Origin of the sequence: uncultured Phascolarctobacterium sp., from assembly GCF_937920985.1 — a bacterium.
In the GTDB taxonomy this organism is placed as follows: Bacteria; Bacillota; Negativicutes; order Acidaminococcales; family Acidaminococcaceae; genus Phascolarctobacterium_A.
In genome coordinates this window covers 40,419-65,317 of sequence record NZ_CALDXR010000032.1, presented here as the reverse complement: position 1 = coordinate 65,317, position 24,899 = coordinate 40,419, and the positions used below count along the sequence as shown (strand labels likewise).

The following is a 24,899-nucleotide window of genomic DNA, read 5'->3' as shown; positions in this document are numbered from 1 at the left end:
TTTTTGGTTTTATATCGCAGATATATGTGTTGCAGGAATCATCTGCCGAAAGGTATAGCGCACCTTTTTTTCCATGTCCTATGTAAGCTGGCAGGTTATAATTTTAAATGTAGATTGCAAGAGTTAAAAGAAGAAAGGGAGCTGATATTTATGACTATTGATTTTCAAGAAAAGATGAACCAAAAGCTGGAAGAGGGTTTCAATAAAGCTTTGGAAGAAATGTGTGTAGAATGCTATTCAATGGAGGAGTTTGAGTCAGAGATGGATAAGGCATTTGCAAAAAAGGCAGCTGAAGACAAGGAAGAAATCCACACTGAAGTATGGCAGCTGCCTGATAGAGAAGCGGTAATCAAAGAAGAACTGCAGGATCCTGCGAAGCTGTCGGCAAGCAAGGCGCAAGCTTATGCTAATCATATAGCTAGTGAAGAGATGGGTAGCATGGAAGATTATCTGCAGATTTTGGAGTTGCAGGCGCGCCGCAGTTTTCTGTTCTGCGAGATTGATATGGATATGGTAAAAAAGGCTATTTACAATCCTGTTAAGGCAGCGTATTTCGACAAGCATGGAGATGTGCAGCCTGAATATGTTGACCTGATTATTAACGATTATGCGGAAAGATATGATATGGAGGAGCTGAAAGATTCAATCGATGACATAAATCCAGATGACTGGGATAATTGTTAAGCTTTGAATAGAAGAAAAAAGCTCTATAATACAAAAGACTTGAAGCTCGGAGTGAAATCCGGGTTTCAGGTCTTTGTTGTATACCGAAAGCGGTAATCGTACAGTTAAGGTCTTAATGCAAAACAAAAGCGTTAAGAGAGCCTTTCCTTGGGGAGAGGTGCTGAGCTTGTCGAGGCGGAGAGGGGTGATGACCCATATAAAGCTATTCGTCAGAGTAGAAACAGCAGTCCCCTCTCAGTCGCCCTGTTGGGCGCCAGCTCCCCCGAGGGAAGCCGTTCTTGCAGTTTTTATAGTGAAGAGTGGAAACAAAGCAGATGAATGTCGTTGCGCACCTTTTTTGCCATGTCAGTTTTAATCTGACAGATTATAATTATATTAACAGTTAAGAACACAAGAAAAATGAAAATGCGAAAGGAAGTAGATAACATGGCAATTTTCAGAAACAATGCAACTCGTGAAGAGGTACAAGAATTTTGGTCTTTGGTGAAGGAATGCAGAAAGTTTGGCTTTAGCGAAAGTCGTTAGGTAACAAAATATATCATGGACAACAAGCTTGGCAACAAGTACAAACACATTGCCGGTGATCTGCATATGAAAAGATATGGCGACCGCTGGACATATCCGGGAGGCATTTCTCCTGAGTACTACGGTAAGCTTTGCCGTGAATTAAATCTTAATAAAAGATATTCTGATGCAAGCGTCGAAAGATTTGAATCATTTGCGATGCAAAACTTGTTTTAGTAGCAAATTACGCCTGCAATGCTGCGTTAATGTGGCATAGCAGGCTTTTGGCTTTGCTGGTAATTGCTGCAGTAAAATGTTATAATTGCAATATATATAAAGTTTATTATTTATATTGCAAAGAGGAGTGAAAAACTATGGTTGTATCTAAAGAAGCATACTTGAAGAAGTTTAATCTCGAAACAATCGCACCTGTTTCGGAAATTGATTATATCGTTAATACTAATGAAGTTTTTGCTGCTCGTAATCAGCAGAACAGCTTTACGGAGACTGTAGCTGATAAAGAATTTTATACAGCGGAGGAGCTTGCTGAAATTTTTCCGGCAAAGACACTTGAGCACCTGTGTCTTTGCTGCTTGATAGATGACGCCAAGAATTCTGAAGAAATAGAGGAGCTCTTAAGTAAGCAGCAGCTAGAAAAAGGAAAAGGCTTTAAATTTGTAATTCCTATAACTGATGCTGCGTTAGGCATGGTGCCGGAGCAGGCATTTATTGCTGCGTTAATCAGCTCTTTTGATAGTATAGAAAAAACACCATTGGTCAACTTACTGAAGAAGCAGTTTAAAGCTGCGGCTGATTATATTAAAGCTAGCAAAAAGCAGGGTTACCAATGCTATGCAGGCTATAAAACAGAAATTATCGACAAGCTTGATGATAGCAAAGGAAAACTTAAGGCAATGCTGGCGTTTTTGTATATGCAGGCAGCAGTTAATAACCATAAACTAGAAAAAGCTGCTGTAGACAGCTTTTTGAATTTATCCGGTTTGAAAGCAACTTGTTTGCATAAGATAACAGATGATGAGTTTCTGCAGACCAGACGAGAGGCCAAAAACTGGTTGAAAAAGCATAAAAGAGCGAAGAGCTTGGCAGACTTGGCACTGCTTAACGATGAGGCACTAGAACATATAGCGATGATTTATCAGCTGCTGGCGGTGATGGAGCTTGATTATACTGCTTTTAATCTTAATAAAAGTGTATCTGATTTAGATCAGGAACGTCTGCAGAAAATATTTGCAGTGCTGAACCGTTATCCAGAGTTTAAGGATAATGAAAGGCTTAAGGAACTGATGATTTATTTGTGCTGCGCTGTGTGGCCGATATTGGGGCAGGGAAAATTATATGCCGAAAAATTTTTGAAGCAAAAGCTTAAGGTCAAGCAAAAAGCAACTGAGCATATGGAGGAAGTAAGCAGGCTTAAGGCACAGGCCGCTCCCTTGAACAGTATTATAGATGAAAAAGAAGCTCAGATGAAAAAGCTGCAGGCTGATTACAAACGTCTGCAGTATACTTCTGAAAAGGAGATTGCCGAATTGAAGGCGCAGTTGGAGGAGCAAAAGCAGCTGGTAGAAGACTTTTTGAAGGACAACCAGCTTATGCAGCAGCTTAACAAAACCCTGGAGGACAGGGTAGATGAGTTGGATTGTCCTGAGGAGGAAGTAGTTGAGGAGACTTCTATTGTTCCCAACAGCTATGTTCAGGGCAAGCTTAAAAGCCTTAATATATTGATTATGGGTGGTCATCAGGTATGGCAAAACAGGCTTAAGGAGCTTTATCCGTATTTCAATTATATTGATTCCGAGAATGTCAACTATGATATTAATATAACAAGAAATGCCGATGTTGTTCTGTTTAATACACTGCATTGTTCCCATACGCTGTACTATAGAATGAAGAACAATGTCAACAACGGCAGGGAGGAAAACAAGGGCAAGGTTATTTATATCGGCAGTAATAACCTTAACTATTTTAAAGAGATTGTCAGCAATCTTGTGTTGGAGAAATTGCAAGAATAAGTGCATAAATTAAACGACCTGAGGTCTGGAGAAATGATATGTGCGAAAATTATACTAAAGGGTACAGCCCGTGCGATTTGTGCGCAGAAAACCGCAATCAGCCAATGCTGAAGACTAAATATATGAGATACCAAATCTTTACATTCAGAAAGGTGGCCTAACGCCGATGATTATAAGTGCAAGCAGAAGAACCGATATACCGACATATTATTCAGACTGGTTTATGCAGCGCATCAAAGAAGGCTATGTGCTGGCGCGCAATCCGATGAACGCGCATCAGGTGAGCCGCATCAGTCTCAATCCGGAGGTGGTGGACGGCATTGTCTTCTGGACGAAGAACCCGCTGCCGATGCTGGATAAGCTGCCGCTGCTTAAGGATTACATGTATTACTTTCAGTTTACGCTCAACGGATATGAGCAGGATGTGGAGGCAGGCGTGCCTCCGAAGGATAAGTTCATTGTGCCAGGCTTTCAGCGTCTGAGCGACATGCTGGGGCCGGAGCGCGTTATCTGGCGCTATGATCCGATTTTGCTCAACAATAAATATACCTTTAATTATCATGTGCAGCGCTTTGCGGAGCTGGCCAAGCAGCTGGCGCCGTATACGAAGCAGTGCACCATCAGTTTTTTGGATATGTACGCCAAAACCGAACGCAACATGCAAGGGCTGGCAGTGCAGCCGTGGAGCCTGGAAAAAATGGACGCTATGGCGAAGGAGCTGGCAGAAATTGCGCACAGCTACGGCTTGGAGCTGGCGACCTGCGCTGAGGGCATTGAGCTGGATAAGTACGGCATTAAGCATGCGCACTGCATCGACGGCGGCCTGTTTGAAAAGCTGCTAGGCTGTCCGCTGAAGGTGGGCAAGGACAAGAACCAGCGCCAAGAATGCGGTTGCGTGGCAAGCGTCGATATCGGTGCCTACAATACCTGTCGCAACGGCTGCCGCTACTGCTATGCCAACTTCAATAATGCGATGGTGCAGAAAAACAGGCAGCAGCATCATCCCGGTTCGGCGTTGCTATTGGGCGAAGTAGGTGAGGAGGACAGAATTACTGAGCGTAAAATGCAATCCTGTCTGGAGAGACAGCAGGGCCTGTTCGCCTAACCCCCGTCTTCCTCCAAAAAAACTGTAATATGCGTTACAATTTTAAGTGAATTTAAAAAATTATGAGAAATTTTTCACAAAAAGCAGGATAAATAGGCAATATCGGCGAAATACTAGCCATAACAAATGCCTGATAAAGGGGGATTTATCATGAAAGAGTACACTGGAGATAAGATTAGAAATGTGGCCATTGTGGGTCACGGTGGAGCAGGAACCACGTCTGTTACCGAAGCCCTGCTGTATCGCAGCGGAGCAATCAGCAGAATGTGCAAGGTTGAAGACGGTGCTACCACCACTGACTATGAACCCGAGGAAATCAAACGTAAGGTCTCCGTTAACGCCACTTTGGCACCTGTTGAATGGCGTGATACCAAGATTAATTTCATTGACACTCCTGGCTTTGCTGACTTCGTTGCTGAGGTTAAAGGAGCCTTTAGAGCAGTAGACAGTGCGTTGATCGTGGTTTGCGCAACCAGCGGTGTACAGGTTGGTACCGAACAATGCTGGAAGCTGGCTGAAGAAGCTGGTTTGCCGCGTATCATTTTTGTCAACAAGATGGATCGTGAGAACGCTGATTTTGATAGCATTTTGGATAACCTGCGTGGTAAGTTCGGTAAGCATGTACTGCCGTTACAGTTGCCTTTGGGCAAGGAGGACAACTTCCAGGGTATTATAGACCTTTACAAAATGAAGGCCTATCGTGCCAACGGTAATGGCTCCGATGAAATAGAGATTCCGGATGAGTATAAAGAGGCTGCTGCTGCTGCCCACGAAAAGATGGTAGAGGCTGCAGTTGAAGCAGATGACGATTGCATGATGCGTTATTTGGAAGGAGAAGAGATTAGCGACGAGGAAATTATGAAATGTCTGATTAAAGGCATTCGTCAGGCTATCATCTATCCTATGCTTTGCGGTAGCGCCTACAAGAACATTGGTCTTGGTCGATTGATGAACGCTATCATCGACTTTACCTATCCGGCAATTTTGAATGACTATATCGTTATGGATAAAGAAACCGGCGAAGAAGAAGTACGTGACGCCAATGCTCCGATGGCAGCGTTGGTATTTAAGACAACTTCCGACCCCTTTGTTGGCCGTCTAAGTTATTTCCGTGTATTCTCAGGCTCAATTAAAGCAGATAGCGTAGTTTATAACTCCCGTCGTGAAGAAGAAGAGCGTATTGCTAACATCTTCACAATGCGTGGCAAGACTCAGATTCCTATGAAGCAGGTTCCTGCCGGTGATATTGGTGTAGTTGCCAAGCTGCAATATACCTCTACCGGTGACACCCTCTGCGATAAGAATTCTGAGGTTGAATTCCCGCCCATTAACTTCCCGCTGCCGATGTACACCAGAGCAATTTACCCGAAGAAAAAGGGTGATGAGGACAAGATCATGTCCGCTCTGAATCGTCTGATGGACGAAGACCCGACGATTATCGTTACCAAAAACCCTGTTACCAAGGAAACCTTAATCAGCGGTATGGGCGATCAGCACATTGATATAATCATGGAGCGTATGCAGCGTAAATTTGGTGTTGAGGCTATTCTTAAAGCACCGATTATCGAATATCGCGAAACTATTCGTGGCTCTGCTGAGGTAGAAGGCAAGCACAAGAAGCAGTCCGGCGGACACGGCCAGTATGGTCACGTAGTCATTAAGATGGAACCCCTGACGCCAGGAGGTGGATTTGAGTTTGTAGATAAGATTTTCGGTGGTGCAGTACCTCGCCAATATATCCCTGCTGTTGAAAAGGGCATGCGTGAAGCTATGGAAAAGGGTATCCTTGCGGGCTATCCGGTTGTAGATATGCGCATCACCCTGCTTGATGGTTCGTATCATACTGTCGATTCCTCTGAAATGGCATTTAAAACTGCTTCCAATATCGCCTTCAAGAAGGCCATGGAACAATGCAAGCCAGTGTTGCTTGAGCCTATTTACAGCTTAAATGTAACCTGTGCCGATTCTATGATGGGCGATGTTATCGGCGATTTGAACTCCAAACGCGGTCGCATTCTCGGTATGCAGAGCGTAGAAGATGGCTTGAGCGTCGTTACGGCTCAGGTACCCTATGCAGAGATTTCGGAATATGCCGTAGACCTCCGCGCAATTACCCAAGGCCAGGGAACCTTCGAGATGAAGTTTGACCATTACGAAGATGTTCCGCCTAAGATGGCAGAAAAAATTATCGCTGAACATAAGGAAGCATAATTAAAACTGCGACAACTGAATAAAGCGCTAACGGGCCTGCCGCCTGACGTGAGTCAGCCGGCAGGTTTGTTGTTTTATGGCGGTTGTATGAGGAGTGGAAAGTGAAGTTTCTTCTTGATGTGCTGATATAAACAAAGTATATAAGAAGGCAGGTTTAAATCTCTGCATCTTAATGATTTTAGTAGGCATGGTTACTGCTTAAAGATGAGGTTAATGTAAGTATCGGACAAGAGGATTGTAGGTTATTTATCTGTATATCAGCTAGTGCTTTTATGATAGACATTTTTTTGTTGCTTTCTTTCTTTAAATAATGTATAATTAAAAGAAAACGAAAGGAACGAAAGATAATGACAAAAGAAACACTTGCGTATGAGAATATCGACAGAGAGTTTAAAGAGCTGTACGTCAGTGACATCAAAAAAACAGTAGTTGCTTTTGCCAATACAGAGGGCGGAATTTTATATATCGGCATAAATGATGCAGGAGAGGTTGTCGGTCTGCCGAACGTAGACGATGTAATGCAGCAGACAGCCAACACACTTAAGGACAGCATTGCACCGGATGTTATGCCGTTTGTCAAAATACGTGCAGTTACCAGGGAAGGTAAACAGATTATTGAGGTTGCGGTGCAAAACGGCACGAGCAGACCATATTATATTCGTGAAAAAGGCTTAAAGCCCAGCGGCGTATATATCAGGCAGGGCAGTAGCAACCAGCAGCTGAGCGATGAAGGCATTCGCCGTATGCTGATAGAGGTTAACGGTAAAAGCTATGAAAGCATGCGCAGTATGCAGCAGGAGTTGACATTTACAGCTCTGCGCAAGCATTTTCAGCAGCGTGAACTGAAATTGGATGAGGCGCAGCTGCGCACGCTTAAGCTTATCGGTGACGATGGCTTATATACTAATCTGGCGCTGCTGCTTTCCGAGCAGTGCGAGCATTCGCTGAAGGTCGCGGTTTTTCAGGGCAGCACGAGAGCGGTTTTTCGCGACAGACGTGAGTTTACCGGCTCCTTGCTGCAGCAGCTTTACGATGCCTACGCATTTATAGATAATTATAATAAAACCAAGGCAACCTTTCACGGCTTGGAACGTGTAGATACGAAGGATTATCCGCCTGAGGCTGTGCGCGAGGTGCTGCTGAATTGTCTTGTACACCGTGATTACAGCTTCAGCGGCAGCACGTTGGTTAATATTTATGATGACCGCATTGAGTTTATTTCTTTGGGAGGACTCGTTACGGGCTTAAAAATGGAAACAATTTTTATTGGCGTATCGCAGACGCGCAATCCTGCGCTGGCTGCCGTGTTCTACCGCTTGCGTTTAATTGAAAGCTTTGGTACGGGGATTGAAAAAATTCAGCAGAGCTATCTGGATACTGCGGCAAGGCTGGAATTTATTGCGGTTTACGGTGGCTTTAAGGTTGTTTTGCCCAATGTTAATGAGGTGCAGGCCAAGGAGCTGGGCGTCAGCGAAACGCAGGAATGCTACGGCTTTATGAATGAAAAGGACAAAGTAATGCAGCTGGCTGCTATGCAGGGCTATGTTACCCGCAAGGAGGTTGAGGATGCCTTGCAGGTGAAAACAACTAAGGCCTATATGCTTTTGCAGGAGCTGTGTGATGCAGGCAGGCTTGCGCCTATCGGCGTAGGGCGAAGCAGAAAGTATATCAGTAAGTGAACTAAACGCTTTGCGTATTACTGACGGTAGTACGCAGGGCGTTTTTGTTACAAATCTGTAACCTGCTTTACAAAATCACGGATAAATAAAAAAATCTGCAAGATTTTGTACAAAGGTGTTGACGAAAGATATCCGTGGTGGTAAACTAGGCACAACTTCAAAAAAGACCACAAACCGTTGAGACGGAGATCAAGTCAGCAGATGCGCTTACAGAGAGTTCGGGCAGGTGGAAGCCGGATAGAGATGCAGGCTGATAAATGGACCGTTGAGGGTGCTGTCAAATCGCTTCGGCGAGAGTATTCGGCAACGCAACACCGGCGTTAAGGGTGAGGAGTGTGATGGCACTCTGCGAGAGCGCGTCGCAATGGCGACGAAACAAGGTGGTACCGCAGGTATAAGTATTTACAGCCTGTCCTTGGAATTGCTTAGAAAAGCTAAGCAGCTTCAGGACAGGCTTTTTTGTATAACAAATCTGTGATAGGCCTTCTCGTAGAATGTTAGTGTAAACTATGGGAGGAATTAAAATGATTAAAGAAGCTATTGTAAAAATCGTCGGCAAAGAGGACTTAACCTATAACGAAGCATATGACGTAATCAACGAGATTATGAGCGGTGAAACAAGTGCAACGCAGAATGCAGCCTTTCTGGCAGCGCTTTCTACCAAGAGCACTACGGCGGAGACTACCGATGAAATCGCCGGCTGCGCCGCTGCGATGCGTGACCACGCACTGAAATGCGAAACGGGCATGGACATCTTTGAAATCGTCGGCACCGGCGGTGACGGCTCCAACAGCTTCAATATTTCCACAACCTCCGCTCTGGTTGCTGCGGCAGGTGGCATGAAGGTTGCTAAGCACGGCAACCGCGCCGCTTCCTCCAAATGTGGCACCGCGGATTGCCTGGAGGCGTTGGGCGTGAACATTCAGCAGGACCCGGAAAAATGCGTAGAGCTGTTAAAGGAAGCAGGCATGTGCTTCTTCTTCGCACAGAAATACCACACCTCGATGAAATATGTAGGACCTATCCGCAAGGAGCTGGGCATCCGCACCGTATTCAACATCCTCGGACCTCTGACGAACCCCGGCAGCCCGAAGATGCAGCTCTTGGGTGTGTATGACGAGTATCTGGTTCAGCCGTTGGCGCAGGTATTGATGAACCTGGGAGTTAAGCGTGGCATGGTGGTTTACGGTCAGGACAGACTGGATGAGATTTCGCTGAGCGCACCGACTACCGTTTGCGAGTTCAAGGACGGCTGGATGAAAAATTACGTGATCAAGCCTGAGGACTTCGGCCTGGAGCGCTGCACCAAGGCTGATCTGGTAGGCGGTCTGCCGGAGGAAAACGCTCAGATTACGCGCGACATTCTGGCAGGAGCGCAGGGACCGAAACGCAATGCAGTTTTGCTGAATGCCGGCGCCAGCCTGTATATCGGCGGCAAGGCTGCAAGCTTTGCGGATGGCGTGAAGCTGGCGGCAGAGCTGATTGACAGCGGCAAGGCGCTGCAGACATTGGAAAAGCTGATTGAGCTGAGCAATAAATAAGCTGATTAAAGAGGTTAGATTATGATTTTAGATGAGATTGCGGAATATACCAAAGAGCGTGTGCGGGCGCTCAAAGCGCACAAAAGCCTTTACGCGGTGCGTGATGAGGCAGAGGGCAGACCGCATGGCAAGGATTTCAGGGCAGCGCTTGCTGCCCCCGGCCTGAGTGTAATCGCCGAGCTGAAGAAGGCATCCCCCTCGAAGGGCATCATTGCTCCCGATTTTACGGACATCTACCTGCGCAAGGCTGCGGAGTACGAGGCAGGCGGCGCAGCAGCCATCTCCTGCCTGACGGAGCCGAAGTTCTTCCAGGGCAGCGATGCTTACCTGCAGGCGGTTCGCCAAAGAGTGGAGCTGCCGCTTCTGCGGAAGGATTTTACGCTGGATGAATACCAGATTTACGAGGCCAAATGCATCGGAGCCGACGCTGTTCTGCTTATCTGCAGCCTGCTGAGTGCAGCGCAGCTGGGTGAATACCTGGCGCAGGCGCAGGAGCTGGGGCTGAGCGCATTGGTAGAGGCGCACACCGCAGGCGAGGTGCAGATGGCACTGGCGGCAGGAGCGGAAATCATCGGCGTGAACAACCGCAATCTCAAGGATTTCAGCGTGAACCCGGTAAACAGCCTGCGCCTGAGGGATGCGATTCCCGCAAGCAAGATTTTTGTAGCGGAAAGCGGCATTCAATGCGCGGCCGATACGCAGGCGCTGAAGCAGGCAGGTGTGCAGGCGGTGCTGGTGGGCGAAGCATTGATGCGCAGTGCGGATGCGGCGGCAATGCTGAAGGAGATGCGTGATGCGTAAGGTAAAGGTTAAAATCTGCGGCCTGAAGCGTGCACAGGATATAGAGTGCGTCAACAGGCTGCTGCCGGATTATATAGGCTTCGTTTTTGCCAAGACCAAACGCGAGGTGACGGAGCAGCAGGCAGCACAGCTGAAGGCAATGCTTAACCCGCAGATTAAGGCAGTCGGCGTTTTCGTCAACGCCGAGATAGATAAAATTATACGCTTGGCCGAAAGCAGGACGATAGACATCATCCAGCTGCACGGTGACGAGGATGTGGCCTATTGCGAAAGGCTGCGGCTGCAGACGGAGCTGCCGATTATCAAAGCAGTCCGCGTGAAGGACGCAGGCTCCTTTGAAAATCTGCAAGCTTATCCCTGCGATTACCTGCTCTTTGATACCTATACCAATGGGCAGTACGGCGGCACCGGTAAGCGTTTTGATTTAGCGCTGGTGGCAGATGAAAAAATCAAGAAGCCGTATTTTATCGCAGGCGGTCTTGAGGCAGCAAATGTTGCAGATGTATTGAAAAACAGTAACGCCTTTGCCGTAGATGTAAGCGGAGGCGTAGAAACAGAAGGGTTGAAGGACCCGGAAAAAATTGCCGCATTTATAGCGGAGGTAAGGGGAGATAACGATGACAAAAGGTAGATATGGTATTCACGGCGGTCAATACATGCCGGAAACTTTGATGAACGCAGTGCTGGAATTAGAGGCTGCCTATGAAAAATTTAAAAACGATCCCGAATTCAAGGCGGAGCTGGCGCGCCTGTACCGCGAATATGCCAACAGACCGTCCCTGCTGTATTACGCAGAGAAGATGACTAAGGACTTGGGTGGCTGCAAGATTTATCTGAAGCGCGAGGATTTGAACCACACCGGCGCCCACAAAATCAACAACGTATTAGGACAGATTCTGCTGGCGCAGAAGATGGGCAAAAAGCGTGTTATTGCCGAAACCGGCGCAGGCCAGCACGGCGTTGCGACTGCTACCGCAGCGGCGCTGATGAACATGGAATGCGTTGTTTACATGGGCAAGGAGGACTGCGAGCGTCAGGCGCTCAACGTGTTCCGCATGGAGCTTTTGGGTGCGAAGGTTGTGCCTGTAAGCAGCGGCACCGGTACCCTGAAGGATGCAGTAAACGAAGCGCTGCGTGTATGGACCGAACGTGTTGAGGATACCTACTATGTACTGGGCAGCGTTATGGGCCCGCATCCGTATCCGGAAATTGTGCGTGACTTCCAGAAGATCATCGGCGAGGAAATCAAGGCGCAGATGCTGGAAAAGGAAGGACGCCTGCCCGATGTGCTGGTGGCCTGCGTAGGCGGCGGCTCCAACGCTATGGGCATGTTCTATGACTTCATCGAGGACAAGGACGTGCGCTTAATCGGCGTAGAGGCTGCAGGCCTGGGCGTAGACAATCCCAAGAACGCCGCAACCATGGCTAACGGCAAGCTGGGCATCTTCCACGGCATGAAGAGCTACTTTCTGCAGGATGAATACGGCCAGATTGCTCCGGTTTATTCCATCTCCGCCGGTCTTGATTACCCCGGCATCGGCCCCGAGCATGCTTATCTGCACGACATCGGCCGTGCGGAATATGTTCCTGCTACCGATAAGGAGGCAGTTGACGCCTTCAACTATCTTTCCAAAACAGAAGGCATTATCCCCGCAATCGAAAGTGCGCATGCCGTAGCCTACGCTATGAAGCTGGCACCCACTCTGCCGAAGGACAAGATTATGGTTATAAATATTTCCGGCCGCGGTGATAAGGACGTTGCCGCAATCGCACGTTATATGGGAGTTGATTTACATGAATAGAATACAAAAGGCATTTGACGAAAAGAAAAAGGTATTTATCGGCTTTGTGACCGCTGGCGATCCCAATCTTGCTACAACCAAGGAGCTGGTGAGAGCTATGATTAAGGGCGGTGCAGGCTTAATTGAGTTCGGCATTCCCTTCTCCGACCCCGTGGCTGAGGGCGAGGTTATCCAACAAGCGGATATGCGTGCGTTGGCGGCAGGCACTACTACCGATAAAATTTTTGATCTCGTAGCGGAGCTTCGCGAGGAAACACAGGTACCGCTGGTATTTTTGACCTATGCTAACCCGATTTATGCCTACGGTGCGGAAAAATTCTTCACCCGCTGCGAAGAAACAGGTGTAGACGGCGTCATCATACCGGATATACCGTACGAGGAGCGCGAGGAGATGCGTCCGTTCAGCGAACCGCATAACGTTGCCCTGGTGCCGCTGATTGCGCCTACCTCCAAGGACCGCATCCAGAAAATAGCCGCTATTGCCCAAGGCTATGTATATGTAGTTTCTTCCTTAGGCGTTACCGGTGTGCGCAGCAACATCACTACCGATATCGACGGCATTGTCGCAGAGGTGCGCAAGGCTACAGATATTCCGGTGGCTGTAGGCTTCGGTATCGCTGCTCCCGAGCAGGCGTACAAGATGGCCAAGGCCAGTGACGGCGCTATTGTAGGCAGTGCGATTGAAAAAATCGTGGCTCAATACGGCGAGGCTTCTCCCGAGCATGTTTACGAATACGTCAAGAGTATGTCCGAAGCGGTTGCCAAGGCAGCTGCGGAGGCTTAATTACAAAGGTTTGGGCACAAAAAAACTCCGTTCCTTACTGCACAGGCAGCAGGGAGCGGAGTTTTTCGGTTTAAATTATTGCAGCGGCATGGGCTCAGTGCCACCGTTTACTGCGTCCGGCTGTTCAAAAATGAAGGCAGGGGACGGATAGTAGAATTTGCAGTGCTGGAAGTTGATAACCTCGGTGGAGAAGCGTTTCAGCAGAGCATAGGAAGCGCGCTCTTCGAAATCAATCAGGTTGTCCTTGTTGATGTCAGCGTCTTTTACGATTACCAGCAGATAAGCCGGTACTTCCGGTGCATCCTCGGGAACCTGGCTGCGGTCGAGAGGGATGTTCGGAATAATTTCCAAATCACCGATAGGCTGTTGGTTTTCATTGTACAGCATAGCATGATAAACATTTTCGTACAGGGTACGAGCGAGTCTTAAAGAATAAGCTCCGGAACTCATATTATTCACTCCTTAAAAAGATGTTTTTGATGACTCTCGCTTTATCAGAAAAAGCAATAAACATAACGCTATTATTGTAACATAGATTACGGAAATAAGCAAAATGAATCTATAATGAAATGATTCCACAGCAAATTATGCAGAAAAGCTGTATTAATAATCACAAAATAGCAAGAATTTTTCATAGAATCTGCATTTTTATGCCAATGTATTCTGTATACATGACGTTTTTATGAATTTTTTAGCAGGAATTTACACAATGTTGACGAATAAGAAGAATAACAATATGTTGCTGCGTCAATTTTGTTATCTTAGCACATATGTATATTAAAGGAGGGGAACTCTTATGAAAAAACTCTTGGCTTTTTTACTTGGTATCATGGTTATGGCTACTATGATTGCCGGCTGCGGCGGTGGAGATAAGAAAGATGATAAAAAACCTGCTGCACAAAAATTTATTAACATTGCTACCGGCGGTACCTCCGGTACCTACTTCCCGTTAGGCGGTGCTTTGGCTGATATCTTGAATAAAAATATTCCTGGTACCAATGCTTCCGCACAATCTACCGGCGCTTCCGTAGCAAACGTAAACCTGCTCAGCCAAGGCAAGGTTGAAATTGCTTTTATTCAAAACGATATTGCTTACTATGCTGCCAACGGCACTGAAATGTTCAAAGGCAAACAGGTTGCCGGCCTGCAAGGTCTTGCAACTCTGTATCCGGAAACCGTACAGATTGTTACCCTGAAAAAATCCGGTATCAAATCTGTTGCTGATTTCAAAGGCAAACGCATCGCTGTAGGTGCTGCAGGCTCCGGTACCGAAGCTAACGCTCGCCAGATCATGGAAGCATATGGCATTAAATATGATGATATTAAGGTTCAATACCTGTCCTTCGGTGAAGCTGCAAGTGCTCTGAAGGACGGTAACGTTGATGCTGCTTTCGTAACCGCAGGCCATCCGACCGCTGCTATTCAGGATATCGCAACTCAGAACGACGTTGTACTGGTTCCGGTTGATGCTGACAAGGCTGACGCTCTGATCAAAAAATATCCGTTCTACACCAAGCTGGTTATCAAAGCCGGTACTTATCCGAAGCAGGATGCTGACGTTACCGCAGTAGCAGTAAAATGCATGCTGGCAGTAACCGACAAGATGGACGAAAACACCGCTTATGCAATTGCTAAAGCTCTGTACGGCAACCTTGACCGTATGAAATCCGCTCACTCCGCAGCAAATGCTATCAGCAAAGATACTGCTAAAGACGGCATGTCCATTAAGCTGAACCCGGGTGCTGAAAAATTCTTTAACGAAAAATAAGGATTTTAAATGATGCCGAACTTCAAAGACCGGAAACCGGCGTTTGCCGGTGGCCGGTCTTTTTTCCCAGTAAAGAATTTAGTAATTATTGTAAGCGTTGTTTTAATGCTTTTGGGGTGGTATAGTACGCGCCTGGTGGTGGCGATTATACCTGAGGGAACTTCGGGAGCTGTTGCTTTTGCCACAGCGGCAGGTGATGAATGGTACATCAGCCTGACGCATTCGGTGGAAAAAACTGCCTGGAATGATTATTTCAGGGTTAACGGCGCAAATAACATGACCATGACGCACACCCGCTTTTCCTCGCTGGGATGGGGCTATCCGTATTCCGCTGCCGACGGCAAGCTGACGCAGACCGCCGACGGTAAGTTTGATATGGAGATGAACCGCCCCTATAAGGAGGTTGCCCTGCGTATATCCGAGCAGGCAATGCCGCACATTGTCCACAGCGGCGACAGCTACGATCTGATTGCTCTGTACGGGCAGGGGACTGCGGTAACGGTGAAGGCCATGTATCGATATCAGTACTGGCTGGAACGGTACTTTTAGGTTTTATTATATTAAATGAGAGGAGCTGATACCCATGTCTGAAAAAGAAAAGAAAGTAAGAGAGCTTTCAGCAGAAGAGGTATTGCAAAAATTTGACAAGGAATCAGACAAGCGTGAGCTTACAGGTGTGTGGGGTAAAATTATTTCCGCAATCTGTATTCTGTTTGCACTTTTCCAATTATATACAGCCACCTTCGGTGTGCTGGACGCGCATCTGCAGCGCGCTATTCACTTAGCCTTCGGCTTTTTATTGATTTTCCTGCTGTATCCGTCCAGACATTCCTGGTCCCGCAGCAAGATGCATCCCTTTGATGCCTTCCTGGCACTGCTCAGCGCAGGTACTGCCATGTATCTGGTTGTGAACTATCAGGAGCTGGTGCTGCGTGCCGGCATGAACACAGAAACCGACTTCATCGTCGGCCTTATCGGTACGATTATGGTTTTTGAAGCAGCGCGCCGCGTAGTAGGCTGGCCAATGATTATCGTTGCCTTCTGCTTTATGCTGTATGCCTTCTTAGGTCCTTACGTTCCCGGTATTCTGGCGCATCGCGGCGTTGGCGTGCAGGAAATGTTTGACCACCTGTTCTTCACTACCGAGGGTATTTTCGGTACGCCTATGGGTGTATCTTCTACCTTTATTTATCTGTTCATCCTCTTTGGTGCTTACTTGGAAACCACCGGCCTGGGCAAATTCTTCATTGATATTGCCAACGCAATCGCAGGCTGGGCAGCAGGCGGACCGGCGAAGGTTGCCGTACTGTCCTCCGGCCTCATGGGTACTGTTTCCGGCAGCTCCGTTGGTAACGTTGCCGGCACCGGCGCTTTCACCATCCCGATGATGAAAAAGCTTGGCTATCGTCCGGCGTTTGCAGGCGCTGTTGAGGCTGCTGCTTCTACCGGCGGTCAGCTGATGCCTCCTGTTATGGGCGCTGCAGCCTTCCTGATGGCAGAATTTGTAGGCGTTCCGTACTTTGATGTTGTTAAGGCTGCCGTTATCCCGGCAATGTTGTACTACATCGGCGTATGGCTGGGCGTTCACTACGAAGCTAAAAAGTTCGGTCTGAAGGGCACTCCGCGTGACCAGCTGCCGAAGTTCAAGGAGCTGTTCATGGAAAAAGGCCATCTGGCTATTCCGTTAATCGTTATCGTTTACCTGCTCGTAAGCGGTTATACTCCTATGCGTGCTGCTTTGGCAGCCATCGTGCTGACCATCGTTTGCGCCTGCCTGCGTAAATCCACCCGCATTGGCTTCAAGCAAATCGTCCAAGGTTTGATTGACGGCTCCAAGGGCGTGCTTGGCGTACTGATTGCCTGTGCAACCGCAGGTATCATCATCGGCGTTGTTACCAAAACCGGCGTTGGCCTGAAGATTGCAACTGCTCTGCTGGACTTGGCAGGCGGTAATCTGCTGCCGGCAATGTTCTTCACCATGATCACTTCTCTGATTCTTGGCATGGGCGTGCCGACAACTGCTAACTATGTAATTACTTCTACTATTGCAGCGCCTGCTCTGGTGCAGATGAATGTACCGGTGCTGGCAGCGCACATGTTCGCGTTCTACTTCGGTATCGTTGCCGACGTTACACCGCCTGTTGCCTTGGCTGCTTATGCCGGTGCTGGTATTGCCGGTGCTAACCCGATGCGTACCGGCGTTATTGCTGCTAAGCTGGCGATTGCTGCGTTCATCGTACCGTACATCTTCGTACTGGCACCTGAGCTGCTGATGATCAACGCAACTCCGTTCACCATCTGCTACAGCGCCTTCACCGCGATTGTAGGTATGTGGGGTGCTTCCATGGCGATGATTGGTTTCTGCAACAATCTGCTGAACATTCCGCAGCGTATTCTGTTCCTCGTTGGCGGTATCTGCATGATTATCCCCGGCGTATTTACCGACGGTATCGGTGTTGCGCTTGTTGCTGTTGCCTATGTATGGCAGCGCATGAACAAGGTTAAGGGTGCGATTCAGCAAGATGGCGACGACCTGTAAGCCGAAAATTTCATAACAAGCTTCATAGTCCTGCGTGCATTTCAGATGCTGCGCAGGACTTTTTGTATGTAAAAAAACACCTCGCCGACTTGTGTGGCGTAGGTGCAGTGTTGCATTGAAGTAAGAAAAAGAAGTGGCGCTATAAAGTGGACATAAAGCTGAGATGACGTATAATAAGTTGCGTAAATTCAATTTAAAAAGATAGACATAGAGACTACCTTTGCTTACCATTAAGTTATCACATAAAACATGAAAGATTGTTGTTCAATTTTATTGTCAGTAGCATAATCTGCTCCTGCACTTCTGCTTCCGTTTCACACATGGAAAGGATGACTGGCATTAGCAGTTTGTAAAGGCTAGGACGAAGTAATGTACAACTTTTTATTGAATTTTAAACCTAAAAATTTTACTGAACTTGCAAATAAAGTTGGCAAGATAGACAAAAGCTGTCATTTGCATATGCTATAATATGTTATAGCAAAGCCTTAAAATAAAAAGTAACACCGAATTATCAGCAGATTTTTTAGAAATAAAGGATTTTTAAAATTGCTGTAGAAATGATTTAGTGTACTGTACATGAAAATTTTTTAAAATAAACAAAAAAGCCTGCCGAAGCAAGCTTTAGGTCCACACACTGTGGGGTCTTCCGAAGAAGACGATTTGAATAAATCATGTTTTTTGAACTCGTGATGTAACTTCTGATGGTACTCAAGAAGTTACTCATAGTATATTTCATCTGTGGAGGTTTGTCAATATGCAAAAATTAAAGAATTGTGATTATTATATCGGCTTAGATATGGGGGATGCATCTGTTGGCTGGGCTGTTACGGATACAAATTATAATATTTTAAAATTTAATGGCAAAGCGTTATGGGGAATCAGACTTTTTGATTCTGCCAATACTGCCGCCTCTACGAGAGTTTTTCGCTCTGGCAGACGCAGAATTGACAGAACTACCTGGCGCCTTAAAATGTTGCAGGAATTATTTGCGGAGGAAATCGCTAAGGTTGATCCCGGTTTCTTTATGCGTTTAGAGGATAGCCGTTTGCAATTAGATGATAAGCGCGAGAAGGCAGTATGTAATTTATTTGTTGATAAAAATTATACAGATAAGGAGTTTTATCAACAATATCCTACTATGTACCATTTGCGTTATGCTCTGGCAACCCAGAAAGGACCTTTTGATGTACGCTTGCTCTATCTCGCTGTACAGCACATTGCTAAGCATCGTGGACATTTTTTGTTTGATAATCTTGATGCCTCCAAAGTAAACGATTTTAATGCGGTTTTCAGTGAGGTTGAGAATTATGTCCGGGATGAGATGGGAATTGAAGATTGGTCATGTCAAAATATAGATGAATTGGCTAAAGTTTTGTGCGATGTAAACTTAGGACGTACCATTAAGCAGAAAGCGATGCAGAGTTTATTACCGGCACAGACAAAACAGCAGAAAGCTATTATACAGCTTTTTAGTGGTGGTAAAGCTAAGTTAGCTGAGTTATTTTTGGATGAAGAATTAGATGAATGCGAAAAGAAATCAGTAAGCTTTCAGGATGATGATTTGGATGAACTTGAACCTGTGCTTACAGCAGCATTAGGAGAGCGTTACGAAGGGTTACTCCGTTTCAAAGCTATTTATGATTGGAGTTTGCTGGCAAAAATATTGCATCTTGATGCAGGCAAAAAAGATGAAGGTGAACAACATCTGCTTTCTGAGTGCAAGGTGCAGGTTTATGAAGAACATAAACGTGATTTGGCTGTTTTGAAATCCATGATTAAAGGTAAGCCTTTATATAATAAGATTTTCAGGCAGGATGGAGATATTTCTTATGAGAAATATGCTAAAGGAATCAAAGGACGTAATCAGCTTGATTTTTGTAAGGATCTAAAGAAGCAGCTTGACGGTATTGCAGAATACAAAAAAATAATGCAGGAAATTACGAGTATTGATGGTGCCAAAACAGAGGAGGAACGTTTACTGTTTCGCATTGCCAATGGATTTGCTTTTCCTAAACAAACAACTAAGGATAATGGCATCATTCCCATCCAGGTGCATTTAGCGGAATTAAAATGCATTCTTGATAATGCTGAGGGCTATTTACCGTTTTTAGGTGAGACTGATAATAACGGTCTTTCTGTGCGTGAAAAAATTGAACAGATTGTTAAGTTCAGAATACCGTATTATGTAGGTCCGCTTGCGGGTACACGTATGTCCAAAGAACAGGGCAGATGTTGGGTTGTACGTAAGAATGAAAAAATTTATCCTTGGAATTTTACTGAAATTGTAAATTTGGAAGAGAGTGCAGAAAAGTTTATAACCAATATGACAGCAAAATGCACGTATCTTGTTGGTGAAGACGTACTTCCTAAGGAATCATTATTGTATTCGGAGTTTATGGTGCGTAATGCTATTAACAATATTACTGTTGACGGCGAACGCTTGCCTGTTGATGTGCTGGAAAAGATCTTTAAACAGCTTTTTCTTGCTAAGACATCAAAGGTTACCAAGAAAACATTAGAAAGATTTTTTAGACAGGAAAATATTTCTTTCCAAAATATCGGAGGCATTGATGATAAGATTAATGCTTCGATGAAATCATATAATGATTTTAGAAGAATTTTCGGTGAAGATTATATTCAACTGCATAGAGATGAAATTGAGAATATTATCAGATGGATAACCTTATTCTGCGACGAGAAAAAGATGTTGGCAACAAAAATCAGAAATACTTATCCGCAGATTTCCGATGATAAAATCAAAGCTATCAAAAAGCTTAAATATAAGGATTGGGGCAGACTGTCTGCAACGTTATTGAATAGCAGTGCTATTGCTTATGAGGATAAGGGTTTTGGTGAACTTGTCACTATTATCAGTGCTTTGCGTCATACAAATAAAAATTTCATGGAGCTTTTGAGCAGCTATTGTTCTTATGATTTTATTGGTAAGATTAAAGAGTTTAATAGTGGCAGGCAAAACAGTAATAGTAAACTGACATACAAAGACGTTGAAGAGCTTTATGTTTATCCTTCAGTTAAGCGTTCTATCTGGCAGACGCTGACGATATTGGAAGAAATCAAGAAAATTACGGGCCACGAGCCAAAGCGTATTTTTATTGAGATGGCCAGAAGCAAGGAAGAAAGCAAGCGTACTGATAGCCGTCTGAAAAAGTTACAGGACTTATATAAACAATGCAAGGAAGAAAACATTGATTTTATGCCTCATACAGATGAGCTCAACGCATTTAAAATTCAGCTGAGTTCCAAAAAAGAAGATGATTTGCGCAGTGATAAGCTCTATCTTTACTATACACAGATGGGACGCTGCATGTATACGGGCGAAACAATAGAACTGGCTTCTTTGTATGATGATAATCTGTATGACATTGATCATATCTATCCGCGTTCCAAAACAAAGGATGACAGCCTTAGCAACAGGGTACTTGTTAAAAAGGAGGTTAATGCCGCCAAAACAGATATTTATCCGCTTGATGCAGCAATTCGCACCAAAATGCATAGCTTCTGGAAGCTGCTGTATGATAAGGGATTCATTGATGAAAGAAAATATGAACGTCTGACACGCAGTACACAGCTGAGAGACGAAGAGCTGGCCGGCTTTATCAGCAGACAGCTTGTGGAGACAAGACAGTCGACAAAAGCTGTTGCTACGATTTTAAAGACAGCGTATAAGCATAGTGAGATTGTATATGTTAAGGCCGGCAATGTATCTGATTTCCGTCATCAGTTTAAATTTATTAAATGCCGTGAGGTTAACGATTTGCATCATGCAAAGGATGCTTATCTGAATATTGTGGTCGGTAATTGCTATCATGTGAAATTTACCGCTAACCCTTTAAGTTTTATTACCAAAAATCAAGATAACAGACGTTATAGCCTGAAACCGGAGATTTTTTATAAATTTAGCATTAAACGTGATAGTGAGATTGCTTGGATTGGTGGTAAAGACGGTACGATTACAACTGTTACCAAGACTATGCTTAAGAACAATATTCTCTTTACCAGACAACCGGTAGAAGGCAAAGGAGAATTATTTAAACAGCAACCGCTTAAAGCCAAGAGTGGACAGTTGCCTTTGAAAGCGGGTTTATCTGTAGAGAAGTATGGCGGGTATGATTCCTTGACTACAGCATATTTTGCTTTAGTTAAATCAGAAGGAAAAAAGGGAGCTGTTCAGTTATCAATAGAAGGAATCCCTTTGGTTTATGCAAAACAAGGAGAAAAAGCTGTGCAAAATTATCTAACTGATGTTGTACAGCTGTGCGAGCCTGAGATTAAGATTCCTAAAATCAAAAAATATAGTTTGTTTAAGATAAATGGCTTTCCTATGCATATTTCTGGGAGACAACTAAAACAACTTCAATTTTATGTTGCTAGTCAATTATGTATAGATGAATATAGTATTGCTTACTTGAAAAAGGCATTTAAATATGAGAATAATTTGGCGGTCAATGACGAGATTATTGCTGATAAGAATGCTGATGAAGAGAAAAAGCAAAAAGCAAGAAAAAGGTTAGATTTTTATGAAAAGACATGGGGAATCGGTAAAGAAAACAATATGCGGATTTATGATATACTGCTTGCAAAGTCTGCTAATAATTTGTATAAAAAGAGACCTGCTTCTCAATCTGCAACCTTGGAAAAACGTAGAGAGAATTTTAAAGGCTTATTTGTATCAAAACAAATTCACGTTTTGAAAGAAATTTTAAATCTGTTTAAGTGTTTAAGTGCGACAGCTGATTTACAACTTCTTGGAGCAGGTAAGAACGTAGGAAAGGTAACATGGAATACCAATATCTCCAATGTTAAACAATGCATTCTGATTAACCAGTCACCGACAGGTGTTTTTGAACAGGAAGTGGATTTGATGAAGCTATGAGCTGGCGTGTAATTGTTATAAGTACACGGGCAAAGCTGGATTTACAATTGGGCTATATGGTGGTTCGCGGAGAGCGGACCACCAAGGTCCATCTTGATGAAATTTCAGTACTGCTTATTGAAACAACGCAGGTTTCGTTGACAGCGGCTTTGCTTGCGGAAATGATGGATAGAAAGATAAAGGTGATTTTTTGTGACAGCAAAAGAAATCCTTCAGCTGAGCTTATTCCGTATTATGGAGCGCATGATGTCAGTGCTAAAATAAAGCAACAGATAGCTTGGAGCGAAAGCACCAAAGGCGATGTTGGTACTGCAATTATATATACCAAAATTAAGATGCAATCTGCCTTGTTGAAAAAACTGGGGCTTGATACAGCTTCTATGCTGGATGAATATGCGACACAGCTTCAATATTTGGATGCCAGTAATCGGGAAGGGCATGCCGCAAAAGTTTATTTTAACTCTATTTTTGGATTGGGATTCACCAGAGCGGATGATATTGCTGTTAATGCAGCATTGAATTATGGTTATATGGTTTTATTAGCTGCATGCAACAGGGAGATAACTGCCAATGGTTATCTTACACAGCTTGGACTGATTCATGATAATATTTTCAATGCATTCAATTTGGGCTCGGATATTATGGAGCCGCTGCGGCCTTTTGTTGATTATCAGGTATATGATATGCTGGTAAAAGAAAAGCTGCATTGCTTTGATAAAGAGCAGAAGCATGAGATTTTAGAAGTACTAAATAAAAATGTTATAAACAATGAAAAGCAGGTTACTCTTAATTATGCTATTAAGCTTTATTGCAAGAGTGTTTTTGACGCGTTGAACAGTAATGATGTGAGCGTAATCAAGTGGAACAGCTTTGTATGATGTATTATGAGCTATAGATTTATGAGAATATTAGTTCTTTTTGATTTGCCTGTTACTACGCTTGAGAATAAGCGTTCTTATAGGATTTTTCGTAAGTATCTGTTAAAGAATGGGTTTATGATGATGCAGGAATCTGTGTATTGCAAAATTGCGCTTAACGCGATAGCTGCAGATGCAATCATCAAGAAGGTCAAGCTGAATTTGCCGCAAGAAGGATTGGTGCAGTTGCTTACAGTTACGGAACGACAGTTTTCGCGTATGGAGGTTTTGGTTGGACAAGCGCATAATGATGTTTTGAACAGTGATGAAAGATTGGTAATATTATGAAGCTGGTTTATACGGAGTTGGAGCAGCAGCTTATTTTTCAAGAAAACAGAGTTAATGTTTTAGTGATGGAGCATAAGGAGCTTTTCCGAAGAATGATTCAAGAGCTTGCTAAGCAGATTGACGGTGGAGAAGGTAGGTTTGTTTTATCTGACAATAATAAAATTTTAAAAATTGATAAGGATGTCTGCCTTGTTGTAAATCCGTTTGCTTTGGAGATAAATTCACGCAAAGCATTAACCGGCTTATATAATGAGCTTGGTAAGCTGGGAATAAATGAAGAAAATTATTTGAATACCTGTAGAGTGAAAGGTCAGATAGCAGAGTATACTTATGGCTTGCTTAATCAGGTTGATTATGCCTTGAAGTTTCAAGACGATTTTAATCTGCAGAGCTTATTTAAAGCATTAGAGTTGGAATTTGAAGACGGGGAGGAAAATTTTCTGGAAGGTCTGGTATATTTTATGGATGTCTGCAGCAAGTTTCAAAAAGTAAAGATCTTGGCTTTCGTAAATTTGAAGACTTATTTGACAAATGATGAGCTGAAGAATTTTTATAAAGAAGCGTTTTACAGGAAAATGCATCTGCTTCTTTTGGAAAACAGTGTTGAGCAGGAGCTTGCAGAAGAAGTTGTTTGTATAGTTGATGGTGATTTATGTGTTGTGAAATGATTTTGACAAAGAATTTTGAGTGATTTATAATGTCTTTATAGGGACCTGAGGAAATTACGCTATGGTGATGATAGTTTCATTCGTGGACAATCTCTTAATTTGAGGTTTGAGAGTGATGTAATTTCTGATGGTACTCAAACTAATTTGCTCGTAAGTAATATCCTTTGCATGTTTGAGAGTGATGTAATTTCTGATGGTACTCAAACTATGTTAGATGATTTACTTAATCAAAGAGAGTTTGAGAGTGATGTAATTTCTGATGGTACTCAAACTCATATTTAACTTATAAGGAGAACCACCGGGTTTGAGAGTGATGTAATTTCTGATGGTACTCAAACCAATAGTATCAGCATTTACAACACAAGCACGTTTGAGAGTGATGTAATTTCTGATGGTACTCAAACGAATTCTTTTTTAGCAGCGTTATAGAGCTTGTTTGAGAGTGATGTAATTTCTGATGGTACTCAAACTATTGAGGCTGCTGCTTCAGGATTAGGAAGGTTTGAGAGTGATGTAATTTCTGATGGTACTCAAACTTTCCTTGTTAGGTTAAAGCGAGGTGTTTCGTTTGAGAGTGATGTAATTTCTGATGGTACTCAAACATCACTGAAAAACGTGCGATTAGACCGCTAGTTTGAGAGTGATGTAATTTCTGATGGTACTCAAACTACAATTTGTAAAATT

The 24,899-nt window shown here is 44.3% G+C and carries 19 protein-coding genes and 1 CRISPR repeat array (1 of these 20 only partly in view); of the genes, 18 read left to right on the top strand and 1 reads right to left on the bottom strand.

Annotated elements, in window-relative coordinates; all coding sequences use genetic code 11:
• Nucleotides 1-150: 150 nt before the first annotated feature.
• From Q0612_RS05725 to trpA, 11 genes are all read left to right on the top strand, one after another.
• A complete protein-coding gene (locus Q0612_RS05725; protein WP_298881943.1) occupies nt 151-684 on the top strand; it encodes a hypothetical protein in 534 nt (177 codons plus the stop codon).
• 540 nt (nt 685-1,224) lie between these two features.
• Nucleotides 1,225-1,425: a hypothetical protein gene (locus Q0612_RS05720; protein ID WP_298881939.1), complete on the top strand. Its 201-nt coding sequence runs from the start codon at nt 1,225-1,227 to the stop codon at nt 1,423-1,425.
• Between the two features lie 137 nt (nt 1,426-1,562).
• Nucleotides 1,563-3,218 (top strand): hypothetical protein, encoded by a 1,656-nt coding sequence (locus tag Q0612_RS05715; protein WP_298881936.1) that lies wholly within the window; start codon nt 1,563-1,565, stop codon nt 3,216-3,218.
• 166 nt (nt 3,219-3,384) lie between these two features.
• Complete coding sequence (locus Q0612_RS05710; protein WP_298881933.1) at nt 3,385-4,323, top strand: DUF1848 domain-containing protein; 939 nt, start codon at nt 3,385-3,387, stop codon at nt 4,321-4,323.
• Between the two features lie 150 nt (nt 4,324-4,473).
• On the top strand, nt 4,474-6,534 hold the full coding sequence (gene fusA / locus Q0612_RS05705; RefSeq protein WP_298881930.1) for an elongation factor G: 2,061 nt from the start codon (nt 4,474-4,476) through the stop codon (nt 6,532-6,534).
• A gap of 347 nt (nt 6,535-6,881) precedes the next feature.
• Nucleotides 6,882-8,213, top strand: coding sequence for an RNA-binding domain-containing protein (locus Q0612_RS05700; RefSeq protein ID WP_298881929.1), 1,332 nt, complete (start codon nt 6,882-6,884; stop codon nt 8,211-8,213).
• Nucleotides 8,214-8,737: 524 nt separating this feature from the next.
• Nucleotides 8,738-9,754 carry an anthranilate phosphoribosyltransferase gene (gene trpD, locus Q0612_RS05695; RefSeq protein ID WP_298881928.1) on the top strand — a complete coding sequence of 339 codons (1,017 nt, stop codon included), beginning with the start codon at nt 8,738-8,740 and terminating at the stop codon, nt 9,752-9,754.
• Nucleotides 9,755-9,775: 21 nt separating this feature from the next.
• On the top strand, nt 9,776-10,555 hold the full coding sequence (gene trpC / locus Q0612_RS05690) for an indole-3-glycerol phosphate synthase TrpC (RefSeq protein WP_298881927.1): 780 nt from the start codon (nt 9,776-9,778) through the stop codon (nt 10,553-10,555).
• Nucleotides 10,548-11,186, top strand: a complete 639-nt coding sequence (locus tag Q0612_RS05685) for a phosphoribosylanthranilate isomerase (protein ID WP_298881926.1) — start codon at nt 10,548-10,550, stop codon at nt 11,184-11,186. The genes trpC and Q0612_RS05685 overlap by 8 nt, the downstream gene beginning before the upstream one ends.
• Nucleotides 11,173-12,357: a tryptophan synthase subunit beta gene (gene trpB / locus Q0612_RS05680; RefSeq protein ID WP_009145719.1), complete on the top strand. Its 1,185-nt coding sequence runs from the start codon at nt 11,173-11,175 to the stop codon at nt 12,355-12,357. Before Q0612_RS05685 ends, trpB begins: the two co-directional genes overlap by 14 nt.
• Nucleotides 12,350-13,141, top strand: coding sequence for a tryptophan synthase subunit alpha (gene trpA / locus Q0612_RS05675; RefSeq protein WP_298881921.1), 792 nt, complete (start codon nt 12,350-12,352; stop codon nt 13,139-13,141). The genes trpB and trpA overlap by 8 nt, the downstream gene beginning before the upstream one ends.
• 75 nt (nt 13,142-13,216) lie before the next feature.
• Here trpA and Q0612_RS05670 read toward each other — a convergent pair whose 3' ends face one another.
• Complete coding sequence (locus Q0612_RS05670; RefSeq protein WP_021719551.1) at nt 13,217-13,591, bottom strand: hypothetical protein; 375 nt, start codon at nt 13,589-13,591, stop codon at nt 13,217-13,219.
• A gap of 346 nt (nt 13,592-13,937) precedes the next feature.
• Here Q0612_RS05670 and Q0612_RS05665 point away from each other — a divergent pair, with 346 nt between their 5' ends.
• The 7 genes from Q0612_RS05665 to csn2 all read left to right on the top strand — a co-directional run bounded on the left by Q0612_RS05665 (nt 13,938) and on the right by csn2 (nt 24,215).
• A complete protein-coding gene (locus Q0612_RS05665; RefSeq protein ID WP_021719550.1) occupies nt 13,938-14,909 on the top strand; it encodes a TAXI family TRAP transporter solute-binding subunit in 972 nt (323 codons plus the stop codon).
• 111 nt (nt 14,910-15,020) lie between these two features.
• Nucleotides 15,021-15,458 carry a DUF1850 domain-containing protein gene (locus tag Q0612_RS05660; RefSeq protein WP_298881917.1) on the top strand — a complete coding sequence of 146 codons (438 nt, stop codon included), beginning with the start codon at nt 15,021-15,023 and terminating at the stop codon, nt 15,456-15,458.
• 34 nt (nt 15,459-15,492) lie between these two features.
• Nucleotides 15,493-17,448 (top strand): TRAP transporter permease, encoded by a 1,956-nt coding sequence (locus Q0612_RS05655; protein ID WP_298881914.1) that lies wholly within the window; start codon nt 15,493-15,495, stop codon nt 17,446-17,448.
• 754 nt (nt 17,449-18,202) lie between these two features.
• The gene (gene cas9 / locus Q0612_RS05650; RefSeq protein WP_298881911.1) at nt 18,203-22,342 is read left to right on the top strand and encodes a type II CRISPR RNA-guided endonuclease Cas9; all 4,140 of its coding nucleotides are present in this window, start codon (nt 18,203-18,205) and stop codon (nt 22,340-22,342) included.
• On the top strand, nt 22,339-23,220 hold the full coding sequence (gene cas1, locus Q0612_RS05645; protein WP_298881908.1) for a type II CRISPR-associated endonuclease Cas1: 882 nt from the start codon (nt 22,339-22,341) through the stop codon (nt 23,218-23,220). Before cas9 ends, cas1 begins: the two co-directional genes overlap by 4 nt.
• A gap of 21 nt (nt 23,221-23,241) precedes the next feature.
• On the top strand, nt 23,242-23,547 hold the full coding sequence (gene cas2, locus Q0612_RS05640; protein ID WP_298881903.1) for a CRISPR-associated endonuclease Cas2: 306 nt from the start codon (nt 23,242-23,244) through the stop codon (nt 23,545-23,547).
• Nucleotides 23,544-24,215: a type II-A CRISPR-associated protein Csn2 gene (csn2, locus tag Q0612_RS05635; RefSeq protein WP_298881901.1), complete on the top strand. Its 672-nt coding sequence runs from the start codon at nt 23,544-23,546 to the stop codon at nt 24,213-24,215. The genes cas2 and csn2 overlap by 4 nt, the downstream gene beginning before the upstream one ends.
• Before the next feature lie 104 nt (nt 24,216-24,319).
• A CRISPR array of direct repeats spans nt 24,320-24,899; the repeat unit is 36 nt; unit sequence GTTTGAGAGTGATGTAATTTCTGATGGTACTCAAAC (it continues 908 nt past the right edge of the window).